The following is a 19693-nucleotide window of genomic DNA, read 5'->3' as shown; positions in this document are numbered from 1 at the left end:
GCCTTCTATGCTCAAAGTAAAGCTATGTTTCTATGTGTTAAAAAAAATGAACACAGTATTTCCTCTCAAAAAAATAATTAAAAATGAATTTAAAGAAACATTCCATTTGCGTATTGTTCTGTTTTACAAGTATGATATCGTTGAATGCTCAGAATAAAATTACCTATCAAAAAGTTGAAGCCAGACAAAATGCTTTAGATCCAAAATGGGTGGTTTATGATGCTAAAACCATTGATAAACTGCCTGGATTTAAAATAAAAAAACAAGAACCGACTTCAATTTACGGTGGATCGAAAGTCTGGCAGAAAGAAGCAACAGGATTTTTCAGAACCGAAAAAATAGACAACAGATGGTGGATTATTGATCCAGAAGGTTATCCTTATATCTATAAAGGAATTGCGGTTTTCAATGCAGGACGTTCGGTAAATCAGCAGAAAGCTTTTGATAAAAAATACGGAAGCAAAGAAAACTGGGTAAAACAGGAATCAAAACTACTTCGCGATAACGGATTCAACGGTGTAGGAGCATGGTCAAATGTTGATTTAGTTCGAAATGCTGCAAATCCGTTGGTTTATACCGTAATTATTTCGCCAATGGGAATGTATCATTCCGATCACATCAAGAAATACGGCGGAAAATACAAAGAAGCCAGCTGGCAGAATTACCGTTTTGATCTGGTAATGGTTTTTGATAAAGAATTTGACGCTTACATCGAAAAATCGGTAAAAGAGGTTGCCCAGTACAAAAATGATAAGTATTTGATGGGTTATTTTACTGATAATGAACTGCCTTGGTATAACGACGCATTAGATAAACATTTAACTTTATTGGCCAAAGATGAACAGGGATATCTTGCTGCAAAAGAATGGTTAGATAAAAGAAAAGGTTTTAATGCTTCCGTTTCAGATATCACCCAGGAAGACCGAATGGCTTTTACCGCTTTTTATTTTGAAACCTACATGAAAAAGGTAACGGAAGCACTTCGAAAAGCAGATCCAAACCACATGTATTTAGGATGCCGTTTCAATCAGGATAAAGAACAGGAATTGACCAATCCGGAGATTTTTAAAGTGGCAGGAAAGTACATGGATATTATTTCCATCAATCATTACAGAAAATGGGAACCAAGTCAGGATTTAATGAACAATTGGGGCGAGTGGTCAGGAAAACCGTTTTTAATTACAGAATGGTACACCAAAGGAGAAGATTCAGGACTGCCCAATAATACAGGTGCTGGATGGCTGGTTCGAACACAGAAAGAACGAGGGCTTTTCTATCAGAATTTCACTTTGGAATTACTGAAAAATAAAAATTCTGTAGGCTGGCATTGGTTCAAATATATGGATAACGATCCGCTGGATTTAAGTACGGATTATTCCAACAGAGATTCGAACAAAGGAATTGTGAACAGCAATTTCGAACCGTATCAGCCTTTATTAAAAGAGATGAAAGTGATTAATGATAATGCTTACGAATTGACGCGTTATTTTGATAAAATGTAAAATTTTTTATGATAGAAGCAAGATAATCAATGTTGTCTCAAAACGCTTTTCGTGGTATTGTCATTTCGACCGAAGGGAGAAATCTCCGCAAGTAGCTCCACAAAGATTGGAGAAATTCTATGCGGAGTTACTTGCGGAGATCCTTCCTTCGTCAGGATGACAAACTGGACAGAGAAATACTTTGTGTTTAAAAAATAAATCTGCTAAATCTGCGAGAGAAATTTTCGCCCGCAGATTTAGCAGATCAGCAGATAAATTAGTTTTGCGTAGATAGAACGCGGATAAAACAGATTTGCATTCGCAAAAGCGCAGAAAAAAACAGATTTTATTTTGTTGAAAAAATCCGTTTTTATCCGCGTCTTCGTGATAACGAATCCGTTTAATCAGCGTCCTAATAGAGCTCCTGAATTAAATCAGATAATTAAAAATAAAAACTATGAAAAAAATTGTAATGCTGTGTTGTACTTTTCTATTGATGGGAAAAGCCATAGCACAGGAAGTTCCATTAGTTTCCAATATTGCAGCCCGAAACAATATTACCTTAAACGGAAAATGGAGTTATATCGTAGATCCACTGGAAAATGGATATTACGATTATCGCTTAATGCCTTTTAAAAACAACGGATTTTTCGAAAACAAAAAATGGAATACCACAGATTTAACGGAATATAATTTCGCGACTTCTGCCACAATGGATATTCCGTCAGATTGGAACAGCAAAGACGAAAGATTGTTTTTTTATGAAGGAACGGTTTGGTTTCAGAAAGACTTTAATTATAAAAAAGATTCTAAAACCAAAGGGATTCTTCATTTCGGAGCAGTCAATTACGATGCTAAAGTGTATGTAAACGGAAAACTGGCAGGAACACACGTTGGAGGTTATACACCTTTCAATTTTGATGTAACCGATTTATTGGTCGACGGGAATAATTTCGTAGTTGTAAAAGTCGATAACAAACGTCATAAAGACAATGTACCAACCGTAAACATGGATTGGTGGAATTACGGCGGCATTACAAGAGACGTGACCTTAGCTCAGGTTCCGAATACTTATGTGGAAGATTATTTGGTTCAATTGGATAAAAAAGAAAAAGGAAAGATTTCCGGCTGGATAAAACTGAATAGTGAAACAGCAAATGAGTCGGTTTCGGTTTCAATTCCAGAATTGAAAATCAAAAAGAGCGTTACTACAGATGCAAAAGGAATGGCCTATTTTGAAATCAAAGCCAATCCCGTTTTATGGACACCTGAAAAACCAAAATTATATGAGGTAACCATTTCTAAAGCTGATGAAAATATTGTAGATCAAATTGGTTTTAGAACTATTGAAGCTAAAGGAAAAGAGATTCTGTTAAATGGAAAAAAAGTCTTTTTACGTGGCATCAGTATACACGAAGAAGCGCCTTTCAGATCGGGAAGAGCTTGGTCAGAGGATGATGCTATTACGTTACTGAATTGGGCAAAAGAATTAGGCTGTAATTATGTTCGCTTGGCGCATTATCCGCACAACGAAAACATGGTAAGACAAGCTGAAAAAATGGGAATTATGATTTGGTCTGAAGTTCCAGTTTACTGGACAATTTCATGGACAAATCCCGAAACTTATGCCAATGCAGAACGACAATTACACGATATGATTTACAGAGATAAAAACCGTTGCGGTATCGTGATTTGGTCAATTGCAAACGAAACACCACATAGTGACGAAAGAGATGTTTTCTTAAGCAAATTGGCAAAGTATGCACGTACACAAGACAATACTCGTTTAATCAGTATGGCGATGGAAGTTACCAAAAGTCCAAACAATGTAAATACACTTCATGATAATATGAATGAATATGTAGACATTGTAAGCTTCAATCAATATTTAGGTTGGTACAGAGGAACAAACGAATCTTGTAAAGATATGCAATGGGTAATTCCGTATAACAAACCTGTAATCATTAGTGAGTTTGGTGGTGAAGCGTTACAAGGTCTTCACGGAGACAAAAAAGAACGCTGGAACGAAGAATATCAGGAAGAATTGTACATTCAAAATACCCAGATGTTTAATAGAATTGAAGGTTTAGCAGGAGTTTCGCCTTGGATTTTAGTTGACTTTAGATCTCCAAGAAGACAATTGCCAAATATTCAGGATTTCTTTAATCGTAAAGGATTAATCTCAGATCAGGGAATTAAAAAGAAAGCTTTTTATGTGATGAAAGATTGGTATGCACAGAAAGAGAAAGAATATAAGTAAGTTATAGTTTTAGATAAAGTGGAAAAACCTTCAAAGTCAGAAATGATTTTGGAGGTTTTCCTTTTTTACTGTTATAACAGTAAATGTGGGTTGATTAGATTAAAAATAATCAAAAAAGATTTTTTAATATGTATTTTTACTGTTATAGCGGTAAAAATGAACTAAGTTTTTCTGAACGTAATTAATTTGATTTAAAGAGATTCGGAAGAAACAATAAAAAGAAATTGTGACAAAATGGATTATAAAGACATAGCCCAAAAAATAATAGAACTAAAGAATGCCGATTTCGCATTGAGAGAAAAACTTGTTCTTGACGGAAAACTTTCAGAAGGATATAATCCAGAAATGGAAAAATTGCATAATAAAAACGCAAAAGAATTAGAAGTTATAATAAACCAAATTGGTTATCCTTCTATTGAAAAAGTTGGAGAAGAAGCCAGTCAAAATGCGTGGATTATAATACAGCATGCAATTGCACTGCCTGATTTTATGCGAAAGTGTGCCAAAGAATTAGAAAAAGCAGTAAATGAAAATAAAGCAGATCCAATAAATCTAGCTTATCTGACAGATCGAATTGCTGTTTTCGAAGGGAAACCTCAGTTGTACGGAACTCAATTTGACTGGGATAAAAGCGGTGAAATGAGCCCGAATTTTTTTGATGATGTAACCAAAGTAAACGAAAGAAGAAAACAGATCGGTTTTAATACTTTGGAAGAACAAATCGGAATTATGAGAAAAAGAGTTAAAGATGAAAATCAATTTCCACCAATAGATTTTGAAAAAAGAAAACTGGAAATGGAGGAATGGCGAAAAAAGACTGGTTGGATAAAATAGAAGACATTCTTTGATTTATTTTGAAAACAAAAAATCCTTAAACAGTAACGTTTAAGGATTTTCTTTTTCCAGGCATATAATTTTATTTCACCAAATAATCAACCTGATCTGCTTCGCAAAGTCTGAAATAACCAAAAGCAAAGTCATTCGCATTACTGGTATTTATAATATTTCCTCTGATATTTCCTGGAGGAACAAGAAACGGATTTGAACTTGATGCTTCCAAAATTAATTTCCAATAATTGAAGAAATTTTTAGAAACACCTCGATGTGTAATTTTTACTGTATTTCCAGCTTTCATGTCTTCGTTAGAAAATCGGGTGCTGATTTCGTTTCCATTATAAAATTCATCATTTGTGATTTCATATTCCGGATAAATCAAAAATTCGCTTTGATAATCGGTTACATAAAAATTGGTTTGATCAGCTGGGTCGTTGTAATAAAAAGTTAATTCAATAACATCTTTACCTCCAAAATCGGGAACCATTTTTTGCTCTACTTTATTAATTGGAGTAGCAGAAGTTAGTTTTTCTGTTGCGGTATAACTTTGTCCTTCGGCAGTTACAAACAATTTATACTCCATATCAATTACAGGAGCAAAATTGATGCATTTGTAAACTCCAGCTTCTGTTTCATTAAAGGTAAAAACATCTCCGTTGCTGTTTTCCACTCTAACCTGCGCACCAGAAACTTTTGGTGTTGAACCGCTGTAATAAGATGCCGTTTTACTGACTTTTATAATTTGTTCGTTTCCTGCAGTTCCTTTTTTCCAAATAATTTCAGCATCAATTACCAATTTGGTTTCTCCTGTTTCCAGATCCAGATTTACTACATCTTCGCAAGAAGTAAAAGCGAATACAAAAAGAATACTTATTAATGCCAGTGCTTTATTCATTACCGTATATTTTTTCAATTTATTCATAGCATTAAAATTTAAAATTATATGAAACCCCAGGTACAATTCCGAAAATCGAAAGTCTTCTCGTTTCATTTGCGCCAGTATCTTCATTGGTTGTAAAACTCATAGAAGCTGCATTTTTTCTGTTGTAGATATTGTAAAGGCTGAATACCCAATAGCTTTGCCAACCTTTCTTTTTGTCTGGTTTTGGCGTATATGTTGCCGCAACATCTAAATGATGGAAAAGCGGTAATCGATTTTCATTTCTCAAAGAATAATTTGGAACATGAATACTTCCCATCTCGTAATAACTGTTTGCATACGTTACAGGCTGACCAGACTGCAAAGTGAAGTTTCCATTAAAAGACCATTTTGGGTTCAATTCATAACTTCCTACAATACTTAGGTTGTGCAGTTTGTCGTAGCCAGATAAATACCAATTACCGTTTGCAACGCCTGGTTCTTCAGCAGTTCTTCCTGGTGTTTTTTGTTCCGCGCGAGACAAAGTATACGAAACCCATCCAGTAAAAACACCAACGTTTTTTCTAAATAATAATTCCATTCCATAAGATCTTGCTTTTCCGTTTAGGATTACCTGCTCAATATTATTGTTAGCCAGAACATCAGCTCCGTCAATATAATCAATACGATTTTGGACATTTTTATAAAATAATTCGGTTTCTAAAGAATAATCGCCGTCTCTGAAATTTCTGAAATAACCCATTGCATATTGATCCAAAAGCTGAGGTTTTGTAAAAGGCCCGCTTGGAGTCCAAATACTCATTGGTAGCGGAGATTGTGTATTGGATAAAATATGAATGTACTGCGCCATTCTGTTGTAACTTGCTTTTATAGAGGTTTCGTCATTAAAAGCATAAGACAAGGCTGCTCTCGGCTCTAAATTATTAAAAGTACTGATTGCCTGCCCTTTTTTGTAATTGATGGTTCCAGTCGGTGTTCCTTCTTCGTAGATTTTATATAAAGGATTGTAAACAACCGCCTGACCATTTTCGTAAGTACTGATTGGTTCTGGTCCTAAACGATAAAATGAACTGTAACGAAGGCCGTAACGGAAATTCAATTTCTCTGTAATTTGGTTTTCAAAATCAATAAAAGCAGAAGCTTCCAGAGCATATTTTTTATCTAATTGTTTATAATTGAACCGAGAGTCTGAAGTGGTTGGCTGTACAACTCCTGGATTAAAATTATAATACAAACCGTCAATACCGTAGTTGATTTTAAACTTCTCAGATGGCTGGTAATTCCAATTGTATTTCAATCCGTAGCTCTGAATGTTGCTGTCCCATTTGAAGCTTTCAATCGGAATTTCAAGATTAAATCTGTAATCGCTGTAAAAACCAGATAAATTGCTGTTTAAACGATCTGAAAATTTATGTTTCCAGCTTAAAATACCCATTGTGCTACCGTAAGTACTTGCAAAACGATCATTAATATCAAATAAATCATTTCCGAAATAACCAGAAAAAGACAGCGTATTATTGGCATTAAAGCGGTGATTTATTTTTGCGTTCAAATCATAAAACATGGCGGAGTTTTTATTATCCGCCAGTTTCATGAACAAATGCGCATACGAAGCACGTCCGGAAAGGATGAACGAACTTTTCTCTTTCTGTATTGGCCCTTGAACCAATAGACGACTCGAAATAATTCCGATTCCTCCATTTACTTTATATTCTTCAAAATCTCCTGTTTGCTGTGCTACGTCCAAAACAGAAGAAACACGGCCTCCAAATTTAGATGGAATTCCTCCTTTATATAAATCTAAGCCATTTACGATATCAGCATTAAAAATAGAAAAGAAACCAAACATGTGTGAATCAGCATAAACTGGAGCACCATCTAAAAGAATCAAATTCTGATCGGCAGCACCTCCGCGGACATTAAATCCTGAAGAAGCTTCTCCAGCGTTGGTAACTCCTGGCAGAGTCAAAATCGATTTCAACGGATCTGGTTCTCCCATCGCAACCGGAATCTTTTTGATTTCCTGCATCGAAAGCTTGTTGACACTCATTTGAGTTGTTTTAATATCAACGGCTTTGTTATTCATGACAATAACTTCTCCCAATTGCTGGCTGTCTGAATCTATGTTGAAATTAACTTTAGTATCATCAGAAACAGCAACACGTTTTTCCTCATTTTTAAATCCAACATAACTTACCTGAACTATATAACTTCCGTTTGGAACTTCCATGCTGTATTTTCCGTTAACATCTGTTACAACACCAGTTTCCAGTTCTTTAATGTAAACATTGGCGCCAATAACAGGTTGTTTTTCATCGTCAAATATGTGTCCGGTTAACTTGCTTTTTTTTTTAGCCGGTTTAGTTGTTTGAGATTTCTGTTTCACAAAAATATTATTGCCCACTATGGAAAATTGTACAGATGCTGTTTTGTTTAGTTCTGCAATAAGCTTTTCAATATCAGTCTGCTTAAAAGTACTTTTTTGATTAAAGTATTTTTTATTGGTGTCAATTTGATCTGTAAAGGCAAATTTATAATCGGTTTGATTTTCAATTTGCTTAAAGAATTCTTTTAAAGTTACATTTTGATCTACAGTTACTGTAACGCTTTGAGCGGACATACATAAGCTGAATAAAAAAAAGCATGCTGAAATTATATGCTTCATGAAATTTTGTATTTTTGAATAATTATTAACTGGAATAACCTCGTGTTATCCTGAATATGAGGAGGATGTGGAGTTTCGCGGCTTACATCCTTTTTTCTTTTCTACTGAAAAGTAATCTGCTTTAAATCTTCATTGATCTCAAAGTTTAGGTTATACATTTCTGATATTAATTGTACAATTGTTTTTAAATCTTCTTTTTTATTGATTCGGATTGTGATTTTCTGATTCAGGTATTCACTTGGAAGAATAACTTTATAACCATAGTTTTCATCTATATATTTGCTTAGGTTGGTTAGTTTTTCGTTTTCAAAATCTACAAAACGGCTGAATTCGGTTACCGATGCAGTTTGATTTCCATACGTGAATTTCTCGCCTGGTTTTAAAATCCATTTTTGATCCTGACCTTTTACATTCATTTGAACGCTTCCTTCAAAAAGTTCAACCGTTATTTGTTCATTTTCAGCTTCTTTTACAATAAAGGATGTTCCTAAAACCGTAGTTGTCGTTTCATTGCAAAAAACCTGAAAAGGATGCTGTTTGTCTTTTTTGACTTTAAAATAAGCTTCACCGTCAATTTGAATTTTTCTGTTCAAAGCAAAATTGTTGCCGTAAGAAATTTTAGAGTTCGGACTTAATTCTACTTTCGAACTGTCTGGCAGAATCACATATTTAATTTTTGAAGTTGTATTTTCAATTATATTTTCTGTTGAGGCAATTGTATTTTTTTCCAAAGGCTGATTGTTGAAATAAATTCCAGTTCCAATCAAAACAAAAAGCAATACAGATGCTGCAACGAGATAACGCCACGGCTGCGATTTGCGTTTCTTTTCGGCGAAAGCCTTAGAATGAAATTCGTCCCACGAAGCTTTTTTTATTTCATCTGAATGTGAGGCAGGGGTTTCGTTCCATATTTTATCAAACTCATCATCAAAATTTTCCTTTTCCATGTTTGTTAAGTGTTAAAGCTTTTTACAATAAAATCCTTGTTTGGTAAAAACACCATAAACCATTTCCTTGATTTCTCTATTGGTTTCGATTCTAAGAATTCTTTCACGTTTTGTGAAATCAAAATTTATGATACAATCGGAAATAACGAATTGTAAAAGAGCGACAATCAAACTGGCGTCTTTTTTAGTTCGAACATTGGTTTTATAAGCCTCAATATGCATTTTTTGTTCTTGTTTTTATAGATAACAAACGAGAACAAAAAAGTTCCTAATGGTTTTTGATTTTTTTTCGAATAAATTTACTGGCGAGATAAATATGATTGGCAATGGTCTTTTCAGAAAGATCCGTCATCTCTGCAATCTCTTTATAGCTAAGGTTTTCCAGTTTGTGTAAAGTAAATATTTTTTGCTGTTGTTCAGGAAGCTGATCGATAAAGTTTTGTAGTTTTTCTTTTCTTTCTTCAAAAATTCCTGAGTCGGTTTCTTCGTCTAAGATGTGAACTTGGGAAGGATCAAGCTGTACAATTCTATTTTCTCTGTTCACATGATTTATAATAATGTTTTTACAGATGGTATATAATTGCTTATCAAATAAAATATCTTCGTTAAGTAAATCTCTTTTATTATATAATCTTAAAAGACTTTCCTGAACAAAGTCATCTGGCGTAAGTACCGTAAGATTAAATCGGCGGGCAATGTTTATCAGTTTATCATAGTAGTCGAAGTAAACCTTTTTGAAGGCTTCCTCATTCCCTTTTTTCAAACTTAAAATAAACTTTTTATTGTCCATAACGAAAATATCGCGACTAGTTTTTAACTAATCTAAACTCATTGGTTTCAATATTATTGCATTCAAAAATTATCAGTTTTATATTATGAATGCAATAAGTTGCAAAGAACCGTAATTTAATTTAAGTTTTGACGCTGTTGTCAAAAAAATGTTACATGCTTATGCTTTAAAATACTATAAATAGTCGGATTTTTTGAGCTTTTAAAGAAATAAAAGAATTTTTATGCTTAAATTGTAAATAACAAAATCCAATTATCATGACGTTAAAAAAACTTTTAGTTGTACTATTTATCCCTTTTTTATTTTCCTGCAATGACAAAAAAGAACAAGAACTAACCAAAAGAGAAAATGAGCTTCTTGAGCGCGAAAAGAAATTTGCTGATAAGGAAGCGGAATATGAATTATTATTAAAAATGAAAGATAGTATTCAATTGACTCTTCAGGTAAAAGATACAATTCCTAAAATACAAATTTGGCCAGATAGTCTAAAGATTAAATGGAATAGTAAAATGATCTGCAGAGAATCAAATTGCAGTAATTATGTCATTGGAGACCAGCGTACAGAAGTTTGGGATTTTGTATCAGATTCTACAGGAATGTATACCAATGTGGTAAGTAATAAAGAAATTAAGAGAGTTTTTAGAGGACAATATTTGGTTAATAAAGTAATACTTGATTCAGCAAAAGAGACCTCTGCTAAAAACAATATAAAAGTTAGTGTCGTATTGGATGATATTAAAAAGAATATCATAAAAGGAACGCAAACGATAACAGGTCAAGACAATTGCACGGCAAAATTCTCGGTTGAACTTACGCCATCTAAAAAATAATTTATGTTTTTAAGTATACATCATATTAGTCTTCCTATTGAAGATCCGCTTTTAAAATTTCTTATAGAACTAATTATAATATTATGCATTCCGCTTTTATTAAATAAGATTAAAGTGCCTCATTTATTGGGGCTTATCATTGCGGGAGCAGTTATTGGTCCAAATGGTTTTGGAGTTTTGTCAAGAGACAGCAGTGTTGTGGTTACAGGAACTACAGGACTTTTGTATATCATGTTCTTGGCTGGATTAGAAATCGATATGGCCGATTTTAAAAAAAATAAATGGAAAAGTATCTTGTTTTCGCTTTATACTTTTGCTGTGCCTTTTATATTGGGGCTTGTTGGAGGTTATTTTGTACTGGGTTTTTCGTTATTAACATCAGTTCTTTTTGCTAGTTTGTTTTCATCGCATACCTTAATTGTATATCCAATGGTTAGCAGTTTAGGAATTGCAAAAAATCTTTCTGTCAATATAACCGTCGGAGGTACAATGATTACCGATGTTCTTTCGCTTTTGGTTTTGGCAGTTGTGGTTGGAATGTCGCAAGGAGAAGTTGGAACTGCTTTTTGGCTGAAACTTTCTATTTCGATGATTCTTTTTACGCTCATTGTGTTGCTGATTTTTCCAATAATTGCCCGCTGGTTTTTCAAAAATGTAGAAGATAAAATTTCGCAGTATCTTTTTGTTATTGTAATGATTTATCTGGCTGCACTTCTAGCCGAACTTGCCGGAATAGAATCTATCATCGGAGCATTTTTTGCAGGATTAGCCTTAAACAGATTGATTCCGCATACTTCCTCTTTAATGAATAGAGTAGAGTTTGTGGGAAATGCTATTTTTATTCCTTTTTTCCTGATAAGTGTCGGAATGCTAATTGATTTCAGTGCTTTCATTCAAAGCTGGGAAACATTATGGGTAGCAGCAATTATGTTAGTGGCTTCAATTGGAGGGAAATATTTTGCAGCCATGCTTACTAAAAAAACATTCAAACTTACAAACGATGAAGGCCAGCTGATTTTTGGAATGAGTGCAGCGTCAGCAGCGGCGACATTAGCCTCTGTAATGGTCGGATATAATATTATTATTGGGGAAAATGACGCAGGCGAACCGATAAGACTTTTAAATGATCATGTTTTAAATGGAAGTATACTTTTGATATTAATTTCATGTACCGTTTCTTCTTTTGTTTCTATGGCAAGCGCCCAGCGAATAGCAGAAGCAGATAAAGACAATAAAGTATCGGGTAATAGTGAAGAAAAAGAGAATATTCTTTTGGCACTTAATCACGAAGAAACTGTCGAAAAAATGGTTAATCTTGGCCTTATTGTGAAAACTTCAACAAATAAGGATAGGGTTTTTGCTGTGAATGTGATTAACGAAGAAGAAAACGAATCATCAGTAAAAAATGCAGAAAAGATTTTAGAGACAGCCGTAAAAGCAGCGTCTGCAGCCGATGTTAAATTGAATCCAATTACTCGACATGATAATGATACCGCCACCGGAATAAGTAATGTAATTAAAGAAAAAGAAATAACAGATCTTATTATTGGACTACAAGGTGAAAAAGGTTTTTCGGCTTCTTTTGGATACAATTTGTATAATGGTTATCTTCAGAATAAAAATATAAATCTGATGGTTTATCACGCTGTACAGCCTGTATCTACAATTAAAAAGTACGTAGTATTAATACCTGAGAATGCAGAGATGGATGCTGGTTTTTTTCATTCAATGTTAAGAATATGGAACATTGGACGTAATTCAGGAGCTAAAATGAATTTTTATGGAAAAGATAAAACCATGAAGATTTTAAAAAGAATTGTAAAGAAAGCAACAATTGAGGCAACATTTGATATTATTGGTTCTTGGGAAGAAGCTCAAAAAACAGCTTTTGATCTAAAAGAAGATGATGGACTAATTATTATGATGGCTAATAAAGGAATGTATTCTTATTTTTCAAAGATGCAGGACGTACCAAATTTATTGAACAGTAAGCTAAGTAATAATAATTACATGCTCATTTATCCTTTTTCAAAAATTGAAAAAAGTACTGCTGAGAAAAGGGCGGTAAGCAGTCACGACGATTTTGCAGAAATCGGTAAAGTGATTCGCAATATTTTTAAATGATTTATAAACAACAAACCCTTAAGCCTTTTCTGTTTAAGGGTTTGTTGCTTTTAGGACTAATTCAGTTTTTGTAAGCCTCTAAAAGTTTATCCAGAAATTGAAAAAGCTTCTCATTCATTTCAGTATAGTCGTAAGAAAGAATTGTTTCAGAATTTTGAACAAAATGATATTGCTGGCTTTCAGTTAATGAATTTAATAAGTTGCAAAGAACCGTAATTTGATTTTTATATTTTGATGCTGTTATTCGAAAATGTTACAGTCAAATGAATATTTTTTTATCTATTAAGAATTTACAGGTTCTCGTTTTTGTATAAATAGTGATTTCAATTTAGAATTCTTTTTTATTTGAAAACTAAATTAAACCAATAATTCCTACATTAGCCCCAACCAAAACCTAAACTATGGAGAATTTTATTCTTTTTGCCTTAATCGTGTGCATTGTCGTGTTGTTTAATAAGTTTAATAGCTTAAAAGAAGAAAATGATCATCTGGATTCACTTTACAGAAAAAACAGGGACGATTATAATACTTTAAAAAATGAGTTAGCCGAAATCAAAAGGCAACTCTCACAATCTGATTTTATTCCTGAAAATCCAAAACCTGTAATTGAGGAACGAGAGATTATTCTGGAACCTGTAGAAGAAGTTTTCTCGCCCGTTGTTACAGATTCATTTGTGGTTAGCGAGGAAGTTCAAAATGAAAAAGAGGTTATTGAAGAATCAATCGAGCCAGTGGTAAGTTTTGAATCTGCTTCAATTCCTGTGTTGGATAAAACTGAAATTACAGCGCAAAAAGAAACTCCAGAATTAGAAGAAGTTTTAGAAACGCATTCATTTAATGCATTGGAATCCAAGCCAGAAACGCAGGTTCGTGAAGAAGAAGTTTATGTAGAAAGTGCTTTTTCCCTTTTCATGAAAAAGATGGAACAGCAGTTTGTCGAAAACTGGACGGGAATTCTTGGAACGGCAATTATGGTTTTAGGAATTGGCTATCTGAGCATTTACACAGCTTTGAAAGTGTCGCCAATGTTTAGGATTTTAATTCTTTGGTTATATGCGGGAATTTTGGTTGGATCATACTATTTTCTGGAGAAAAAAGAAAAATGGTTTAAAACAGGACTTTGGTTACGCAGTGCGGGAGCGAGTTTGTTTTTGTTTGGCTGTTTTGGTGCTTCGCAAATTCCAGCATTGACTTTTATAACTAATATCCCAATTGCTTATTCGCTAATCGGATTCGGGATTGCGCTCAATTTGTATGTCGGATATATTATAAAACAGCAGACCTTTTTATCTCTTCATGTAATTTTAAGTATTTTGATTTTATGTGTAATTCCGGAGAAACTCTTAATTACATTTTTATTGGCTTCGTTAACTGCAACAGCGGGAATTGTTTTGTCTTATAAAGAAAAATGGGAATATCATTTATTAATTGTTATTTCAGGCTTTATCATATTTGATATTTGGTTTACGCAGGGCGCAAATGCTTTGACTTCAACAGAAAATCTTTTTGCGATAATAGGAATTATTTTGGTTTCAGTAAGCTGTATGTACATGCAGTACAGAAGTATTTATGCCGATACTCGTTTTGATAGAATTGCTTTTATTACACATTTAACCAATTGGGTTTTATTTGCGGCAGGTTTAATATTACATTCTACAGGCAGTAAAATCAAGATTTTTGTTTTACTAGTGGCGGGGATACTTTGCCTTTTTGCGACACTTTTTGCCAGAAAGAAAAAGATTTTTTGGCTGTATCATTTAGACGGAATGGTTTCCTTTATCCTTTTTTCTCTAAGTATGATTATGCTTAACGATTGGAAAATTGGTTACGATATTATTATTTGTGGTCTGTACTTTTTAATTGTCACTTGTCTTTTCATCGTTTATAAAAACAAAGAAACATTACTGCATAAAATATTTTTAGTGATCAATCATATTTTTTGTGTGTTTATCTTCATCTTTTTTATTTCGCATATTAATCCGTTTTTTGTTCAAACCTACATAACAAACACTTTTGCTGCGCTGATAGTACTTGTAATTACATCATTAATGGTTCCAGTTTTTTGCTCAGTAAAAAAAGAATTTTTGGAGGTTGATGCTTTTATTTCAAAACAAAACTTGAGTTTAAACGGAATTTTCTCTGTTGTGTCCTCCATATTGTTTTTTATAAGCTGGTATCATACTATCGAAATTTCATTCTACTATCCAATTGTGTTTATTGCTTTACTGTGGTGTTCTTTACGATTTAAATTCGAAACAAATACTTTTGATCTTGGCCGATTTGTGTTTTTATTAATTGCTATTGGTGTGGGATTAACTTCGATTCTGGTAGAGCCAAAATCAAATTTAGATCTTCTTTTTGCTTTAGGAATTATCGTTGTAATAACGCTTAACTGGTTTGTGAAATCTTTTTACAAAGACGATTCAATTGTCAAAACAATCGGAATTATTGGGGTAAATGCTTTACTTCTTTCGATTGAGTACAAATATTTAACATCGGATGATATTATTCAGATTTTTGGATTGTTTGCAATCGCTTTATTGAATCATGAATTTTTATGGATTCAGTTTAGACAAAAACGACTTTCTGTAGGGAATCAAATTTTATTATATGGTTTTTGTCTTGCTTTTTCGGTATTTGGAAGTTTGTTGTTTTTACATAATACGAGATTCTTAAATAATACTGAAATCGGATTAATTGCCGTTGGGATTTCTTTAATTGAAGTTTATATTTTCTTTGGAGAAAAAATCAGAAATAAATCAAACGAAATAATATTGGGCTGGAAAAATTTCAATATTCTAAATTCTGATTTCATTCTTTTTAATGCTTTGGTGTTTGGTTTTTCTTGTGTCGAGATGAACTACATTCCTGTTTATTTAGGAGTTTTAGCATTAATCACTTTTTGGATTTTTCAAAAAATCGAAAGCATCAAACGCTTCAATATTTATTCTTTTGTACTTTTAATTGGCACTGTGATGCTGAGTATTTATTTAAGTGCTTTTGAGTTGAATGCAACCAATCAAATCGTTCTTTATGTTGTAGAGACAGTCAGTGTTTTATTGTCTGTTGTTTATGTCTATCTGCAAACTAAAAGTCCGAGAGAAGAAGGAAAAATGGTTATTGCAATTTTACCTATTATTCAAAATTTATGGGTAATCGCTTTGTTGTTTATTCAGGTTGAAACGGTTTATCTGCCTTTGCTATTCATGATTTTAGCAATAGTGAATTTTGGTTTGATTCTTTACAGAAAAATAGTTTTAGCGTCAGAATCGGTTTTAGTGATAGGAGTTTTAGCTATTCTGACGTCTGTTTTTTATAACATTAAAACCCTTAACGCTTTTACTTTACAGGATTGGATTTTACAGCTTTCGGCAGTTGCATTGTTGATCGCATTAACTTTCCTGATCCACAAAAAAGAATTTATCAAATCATTACAGCTTGACTATCAAATTGTGGTAAACGTTTGGCTTTCGATTATTATGTTCTCGCAATTGGAACACAAATGGCTTCCGGTGTTTTGGGCAGTAACAGCGATTGTAAATGCTTCGCTTTATTATAAAAAGATTGGCAGTAAAAAAGAAATCAGCATCGTTTATTATTTATTGGCTAATTTTCATTTAGCTTTTGTCAGTTTCAACTATTTTGAATCTAAATTCGAATATGTTTACCTGATTATATTTGCGCTTCTGGCATTGTATGTTTTTATCGTTTACAAATTCATCGAAGAGTTTCCATTCAAAAACAGTATTATTATTTATCCGGCAACTTTTAGTATTGGATTGTTTTTATATCTCACATTCGACAAAGGAATCTTAACGTTCTTCTGGATTTTAGAATCTTTAGGATTGTTAATTCTTGGAATTATGCTGAAAGAAAAATACTTCCGCTATGTTTCTCTTTCTTTGGTTGGAGTCTGCGTCATACGATTAATGTTTTTTGATCTTTCGAATTCTGATTTCTTAATCAGGGCATTAGTTTTATTGGGAGTAGGAGTAGTGCTTTTGGTTATGAATACCTTATTCAAGAAATACAAACACCGATTTGATTAAAAAAATAGAAAGCCACAAATTAAGTAAATGAATTTGTGGCTTTTTTGAATTTATTTTGAACTGAAACTTCTTTTATCCCTAAAAATTTCAGTAGACGATAGTTTTAATTAAAGTGAATTCTGGTTTTTGTAAGCTAATACAAGTTTATCCAGAAATTGAAAAAGTTTTTCATTCATCTCATCGTAATTATAAGCTAAAATCGTTTCAGGATTTTGAACATATTGATATTGCTTGCTTTTAGCTAATAAATCAGTTTCACTTTCAATTAAAAGAGCAACTACTTCTGTTGTCAATTCCATGTGGCACTGAAAACCATAAACAAGATTCGAATACGAAACAATCTGAACAGGACAGCCTTCACTTACAGCCAGAACCTTACTTTCTTTTGTTAAACCTGGCATATCATTATGCCAATGTCCCACATTTAGAACTGAACCAAAATGATTTACTTTTTCGTCTTTTATTCCATCTTCAGTTAATATAATAGAAAATACTCCAATTTCTTTTTCTGGACTATGGTTGAATTTTGCACCAAAAGCTTCGCCAATTAACTGTGAACCCAGACAAACTCCAACAACAGCTTTTTTAGCAGTAATACATTTTTGGATTAAAGAAATTTCGGATAATGCATCAAAATGAGGACATTCTTGAATAGTGGTATTTGGACTTTGCGGCCCGCCCATAACAATGAGCAAGTCTATAAAATCGATATTATCCGGCAGTTTATCGTTTTCATAGACTTTAGAAAAAGATACATTATAATTTCGTTCTGTTGCCCAATTGAGATAAGCGCCGGGAGCTTCGTATGTTTCGTGTTGTATAATATGGATGTTCATTGTTTCTAAAAATTGATTACAAATGTATTTTTCTAAAGTACGTTTTTAATAGTCCACTTTTGCTTTTAATGAAATAGTCCAGTACAATTTAATCTAAGAATTAAGAACAAGCATCATCTGAATATCCACTCTGTTGTAACTTGATGAAATGCCTTTAATTTCTTTAAAACCTAGTTTTTCGTATAATTTAATTGCAGGCTGAAGTTTGGTATTGCTTTCCAGATAAATTTTTGAAGCACCTTTTTCAGAAGCCCATTTTATAGCTTCTTTTGCAAGTAATAATCCAACTCCTTTTCCTTGCGCTTTTGGACTTACAGCCATTTTTGCCAATTCGTAATCGTAATCCTTAGTATTGCTTTTGATTAAAGCGCAAACACCCAAGACTTCATCGTTTAAAATAGCCGAAAAGATTTCGCCTCCTTTTTCAATAATATATTCTTCGGCATGATCGAGCGCTTTGATGTCATTGGGTTCAACTTCAAAATAATTCGAAATCCATTCGATATTTAAATTCTTAAAACTTTCTTTGTATTTGGGAGTATAAGTTTTTATTTGAACGTTATTTTTCATAATGTTAAATGCTATTCTTTATAATTCTGCCTAATTTTTCCAAATCAGATTCCACGCGCTCATTCCATTCCAGAGCATAAGTAAGTCGCATGCAATTATTGTATTGATTGTATTGCGAAAAAATTCTTCCGGGCGCAAAATTAATTTTTTGTGATAAGGCAGTGGTATATAATTCTGTTGTTGAGATTCTTTCATCCAGTTCGAGCCAAAGCATAAAACCGCCTTTTGGCTGAGCAATTTTAGTATTGTCAGGGAAATAGGTTTCTACAGCACGATTAATTTGGATATAATTCGTGTAAAGTTTGTTTCTAAAAGTTCTAAGGTGATGATCATAGCGTCCGTGTTCCAGAAAGTCGCTAATAACATCCGAAAACAAAGAAGAATTACAAACGGTTTGTACCAGTTTCTGGCGTATGATTTTATCTTTAAATTTTCCCGGAGCAATCCATCCGACACGATATCCAGGTGCAAGAGTTTTAGAAACAGATCCAATCCACAAAACCAAGCCTGCTTCATCATAAAATTTGCAAGGTTTTGGGCGCTCCGAACCAAAATATAAATTGCCATAAAGATCATCTTCAATCAATGGAACATTATACTGTGTTATCAATTTAACTAATTCCTTTTTGTTTTCGTCAGGCATTTGAAAACCCATCGGATTATTGAAATTAGTAATAAAACAACAAGCCTTAATTTCGGGAAGTACTTTTTTTAAAGCCTCAAGATCCAGTCCATATAAAGGATGAGTTGGAATTTCAACTGCTTTTAAACCTAAAGCTTTAATTGCCTGAAGTATGCCAAAATAGGCAGGACTTTCTACAGCAACACTATCTCCGGGAGAAGTTACAGCCATTAACGCATTGTACATAGCATGCATGGCACCAGAGGTAATGACAAGATCATCTTCTGTAATTTTCCCTTCCATAACAAGCGCCCATTTTGCAATGGCGCGCCGAAGACTTTCAGATCCCTGAACCGGTTCGTAGGCAGTTCCGGCATCGTCTCTGTTGCGAACAGCATTGATAATCCCTTTATTAAGTTTTGCAATTGGGAGGAAATTTTTTCCTGGTAATCCAAGTGCAAACTGTGTCACATCTTTTCTGTTGATGGTGCTGAAAACTTTATCGATAAGTTCCTCAGGAGTATTTTTAGTTTCGTGATTATTTATGCTGGCAATGCTGGGAAGTGCCGTGGTACGTATCGCGCTCTTACTCACATAATAGCCCATTTTTGGGCGTGATTCTATAAGTGAACGACTCTCCAGTTCCAAATAAGCCTGCTTGATGGTATTTAAACTAACATTATAAAGTTTCTGTGCACTTCGAACAGAAGGCAGTTTGTCGCCAAGTACCAAAGTTTCATTATGAATTTGATCTTCGATAATTTTGGCAATTTTTAAATATAATGTTTGATTGTTCTTCATTTTT

14 protein-coding genes are annotated in these 19693 nt (G+C 33.3%); 6 read left to right on the top strand and 8 right to left on the bottom strand.

Features of this window, described 5'->3' with window-relative positions; genetic code table 11:
• Positions 1–83 precede the first annotated feature (83 nt).
• The 3 genes from GSY47_RS01440 (at position 84) to GSY47_RS01430 (ending at position 4575) form a co-directional block, all read left to right on the top strand.
• Positions 84–1502, top strand: a complete 1419-nt coding sequence (locus GSY47_RS01440) for a hypothetical protein (protein WP_179008060.1) — start codon at positions 84–86, stop codon at positions 1500–1502.
• A gap of 436 nt (positions 1503–1938) precedes the next feature.
• Entirely contained in the window at positions 1939–3741 is a 1803-nt protein-coding gene (locus tag GSY47_RS01435) for a glycoside hydrolase family 2 protein (RefSeq protein ID WP_179008065.1), read from the top strand.
• Between the two features lie 234 nt (positions 3742–3975).
• Complete coding sequence (locus GSY47_RS01430; RefSeq protein ID WP_179008067.1) at positions 3976–4575, top strand: DUF6624 domain-containing protein; 600 nt, start codon at positions 3976–3978, stop codon at positions 4573–4575.
• Between the two features lie 82 nt (positions 4576–4657).
• Here GSY47_RS01430 and GSY47_RS01425 read toward each other — a convergent pair whose 3' ends face one another.
• The 5 genes from GSY47_RS01425 to GSY47_RS01405 all read right to left on the bottom strand — a co-directional run bounded on the left by GSY47_RS01425 (position 4658) and on the right by GSY47_RS01405 (position 9857).
• Positions 4658–5497: a DUF4249 domain-containing protein gene (locus GSY47_RS01425; RefSeq protein ID WP_246611234.1), complete on the bottom strand. Its 840-nt coding sequence runs from the start codon at positions 5495–5497 to the stop codon at positions 4658–4660.
• 4 nt (positions 5498–5501) lie between these two features.
• Positions 5502–8120, bottom strand: coding sequence for a TonB-dependent receptor (locus GSY47_RS01420; protein ID WP_179008070.1), 2619 nt, complete (start codon positions 8118–8120; stop codon positions 5502–5504).
• 101 nt (positions 8121–8221) lie between these two features.
• Positions 8222–9067, bottom strand: a complete 846-nt coding sequence (locus tag GSY47_RS01415; protein WP_179008072.1) for a FecR family protein — start codon at positions 9065–9067, stop codon at positions 8222–8224.
• A 12-nt stretch (positions 9068–9079) separates the two neighbouring features.
• Entirely contained in the window at positions 9080–9289 is a 210-nt protein-coding gene (locus tag GSY47_RS01410; RefSeq protein ID WP_179008074.1) for a hypothetical protein, read from the bottom strand.
• 46 nt (positions 9290–9335) lie between these two features.
• Positions 9336–9857: an RNA polymerase sigma factor gene (locus GSY47_RS01405; protein WP_179008076.1), complete on the bottom strand. Its 522-nt coding sequence runs from the start codon at positions 9855–9857 to the stop codon at positions 9336–9338.
• A gap of 257 nt (positions 9858–10114) precedes the next feature.
• Here GSY47_RS01405 and GSY47_RS01400 point away from each other — a divergent pair, with 257 nt between their 5' ends.
• From GSY47_RS01400 to GSY47_RS01390, 3 genes are all read left to right on the top strand, one after another.
• A complete protein-coding gene (locus tag GSY47_RS01400; RefSeq protein ID WP_179008078.1) occupies positions 10115–10687 on the top strand; it encodes a hypothetical protein in 573 nt (190 codons plus the stop codon).
• Positions 10688–10690: 3 nt separating this feature from the next.
• Positions 10691–12811 (top strand): cation:proton antiporter, encoded by a 2121-nt coding sequence (locus tag GSY47_RS01395; protein ID WP_179008080.1) that lies wholly within the window; start codon positions 10691–10693, stop codon positions 12809–12811.
• 401 nt (positions 12812–13212) lie between these two features.
• Complete coding sequence (locus GSY47_RS01390; RefSeq protein WP_179008082.1) at positions 13213–16860, top strand: DUF2339 domain-containing protein; 3648 nt, start codon at positions 13213–13215, stop codon at positions 16858–16860.
• A 107-nt stretch (positions 16861–16967) separates the two neighbouring features.
• Here GSY47_RS01390 and GSY47_RS01385 read toward each other — a convergent pair whose 3' ends face one another.
• From GSY47_RS01385 to GSY47_RS01375, 3 genes are all read right to left on the bottom strand, one after another.
• Positions 16968–17696 (bottom strand): type 1 glutamine amidotransferase, encoded by a 729-nt coding sequence (locus GSY47_RS01385; RefSeq protein ID WP_179008084.1) that lies wholly within the window; start codon positions 17694–17696, stop codon positions 16968–16970.
• 93 nt (positions 17697–17789) lie between these two features.
• The gene (locus GSY47_RS01380) at positions 17790–18266 is read right to left on the bottom strand and encodes a GNAT family N-acetyltransferase (protein WP_179008086.1); all 477 of its coding nucleotides are present in this window, start codon (positions 18264–18266) and stop codon (positions 17790–17792) included.
• Positions 18267–18270: 4 nt separating this feature from the next.
• The gene (locus GSY47_RS01375; protein WP_179008088.1) at positions 18271–19689 is read right to left on the bottom strand and encodes an aminotransferase-like domain-containing protein; all 1419 of its coding nucleotides are present in this window, start codon (positions 19687–19689) and stop codon (positions 18271–18273) included.
• Between the last annotated feature and the right edge of the window lie 4 nt (positions 19690–19693).

This window comes from Flavobacterium quisquiliarum (genome assembly GCF_019308285.1).
GTDB lineage: Bacteria > Bacteroidota > Bacteroidia > Flavobacteriales > Flavobacteriaceae > Flavobacterium > Flavobacterium quisquiliarum.
The sequence above is the reverse complement of the archived record's forward strand: the minus strand, read 5'-3'. Positions and strand labels throughout refer to the sequence as shown.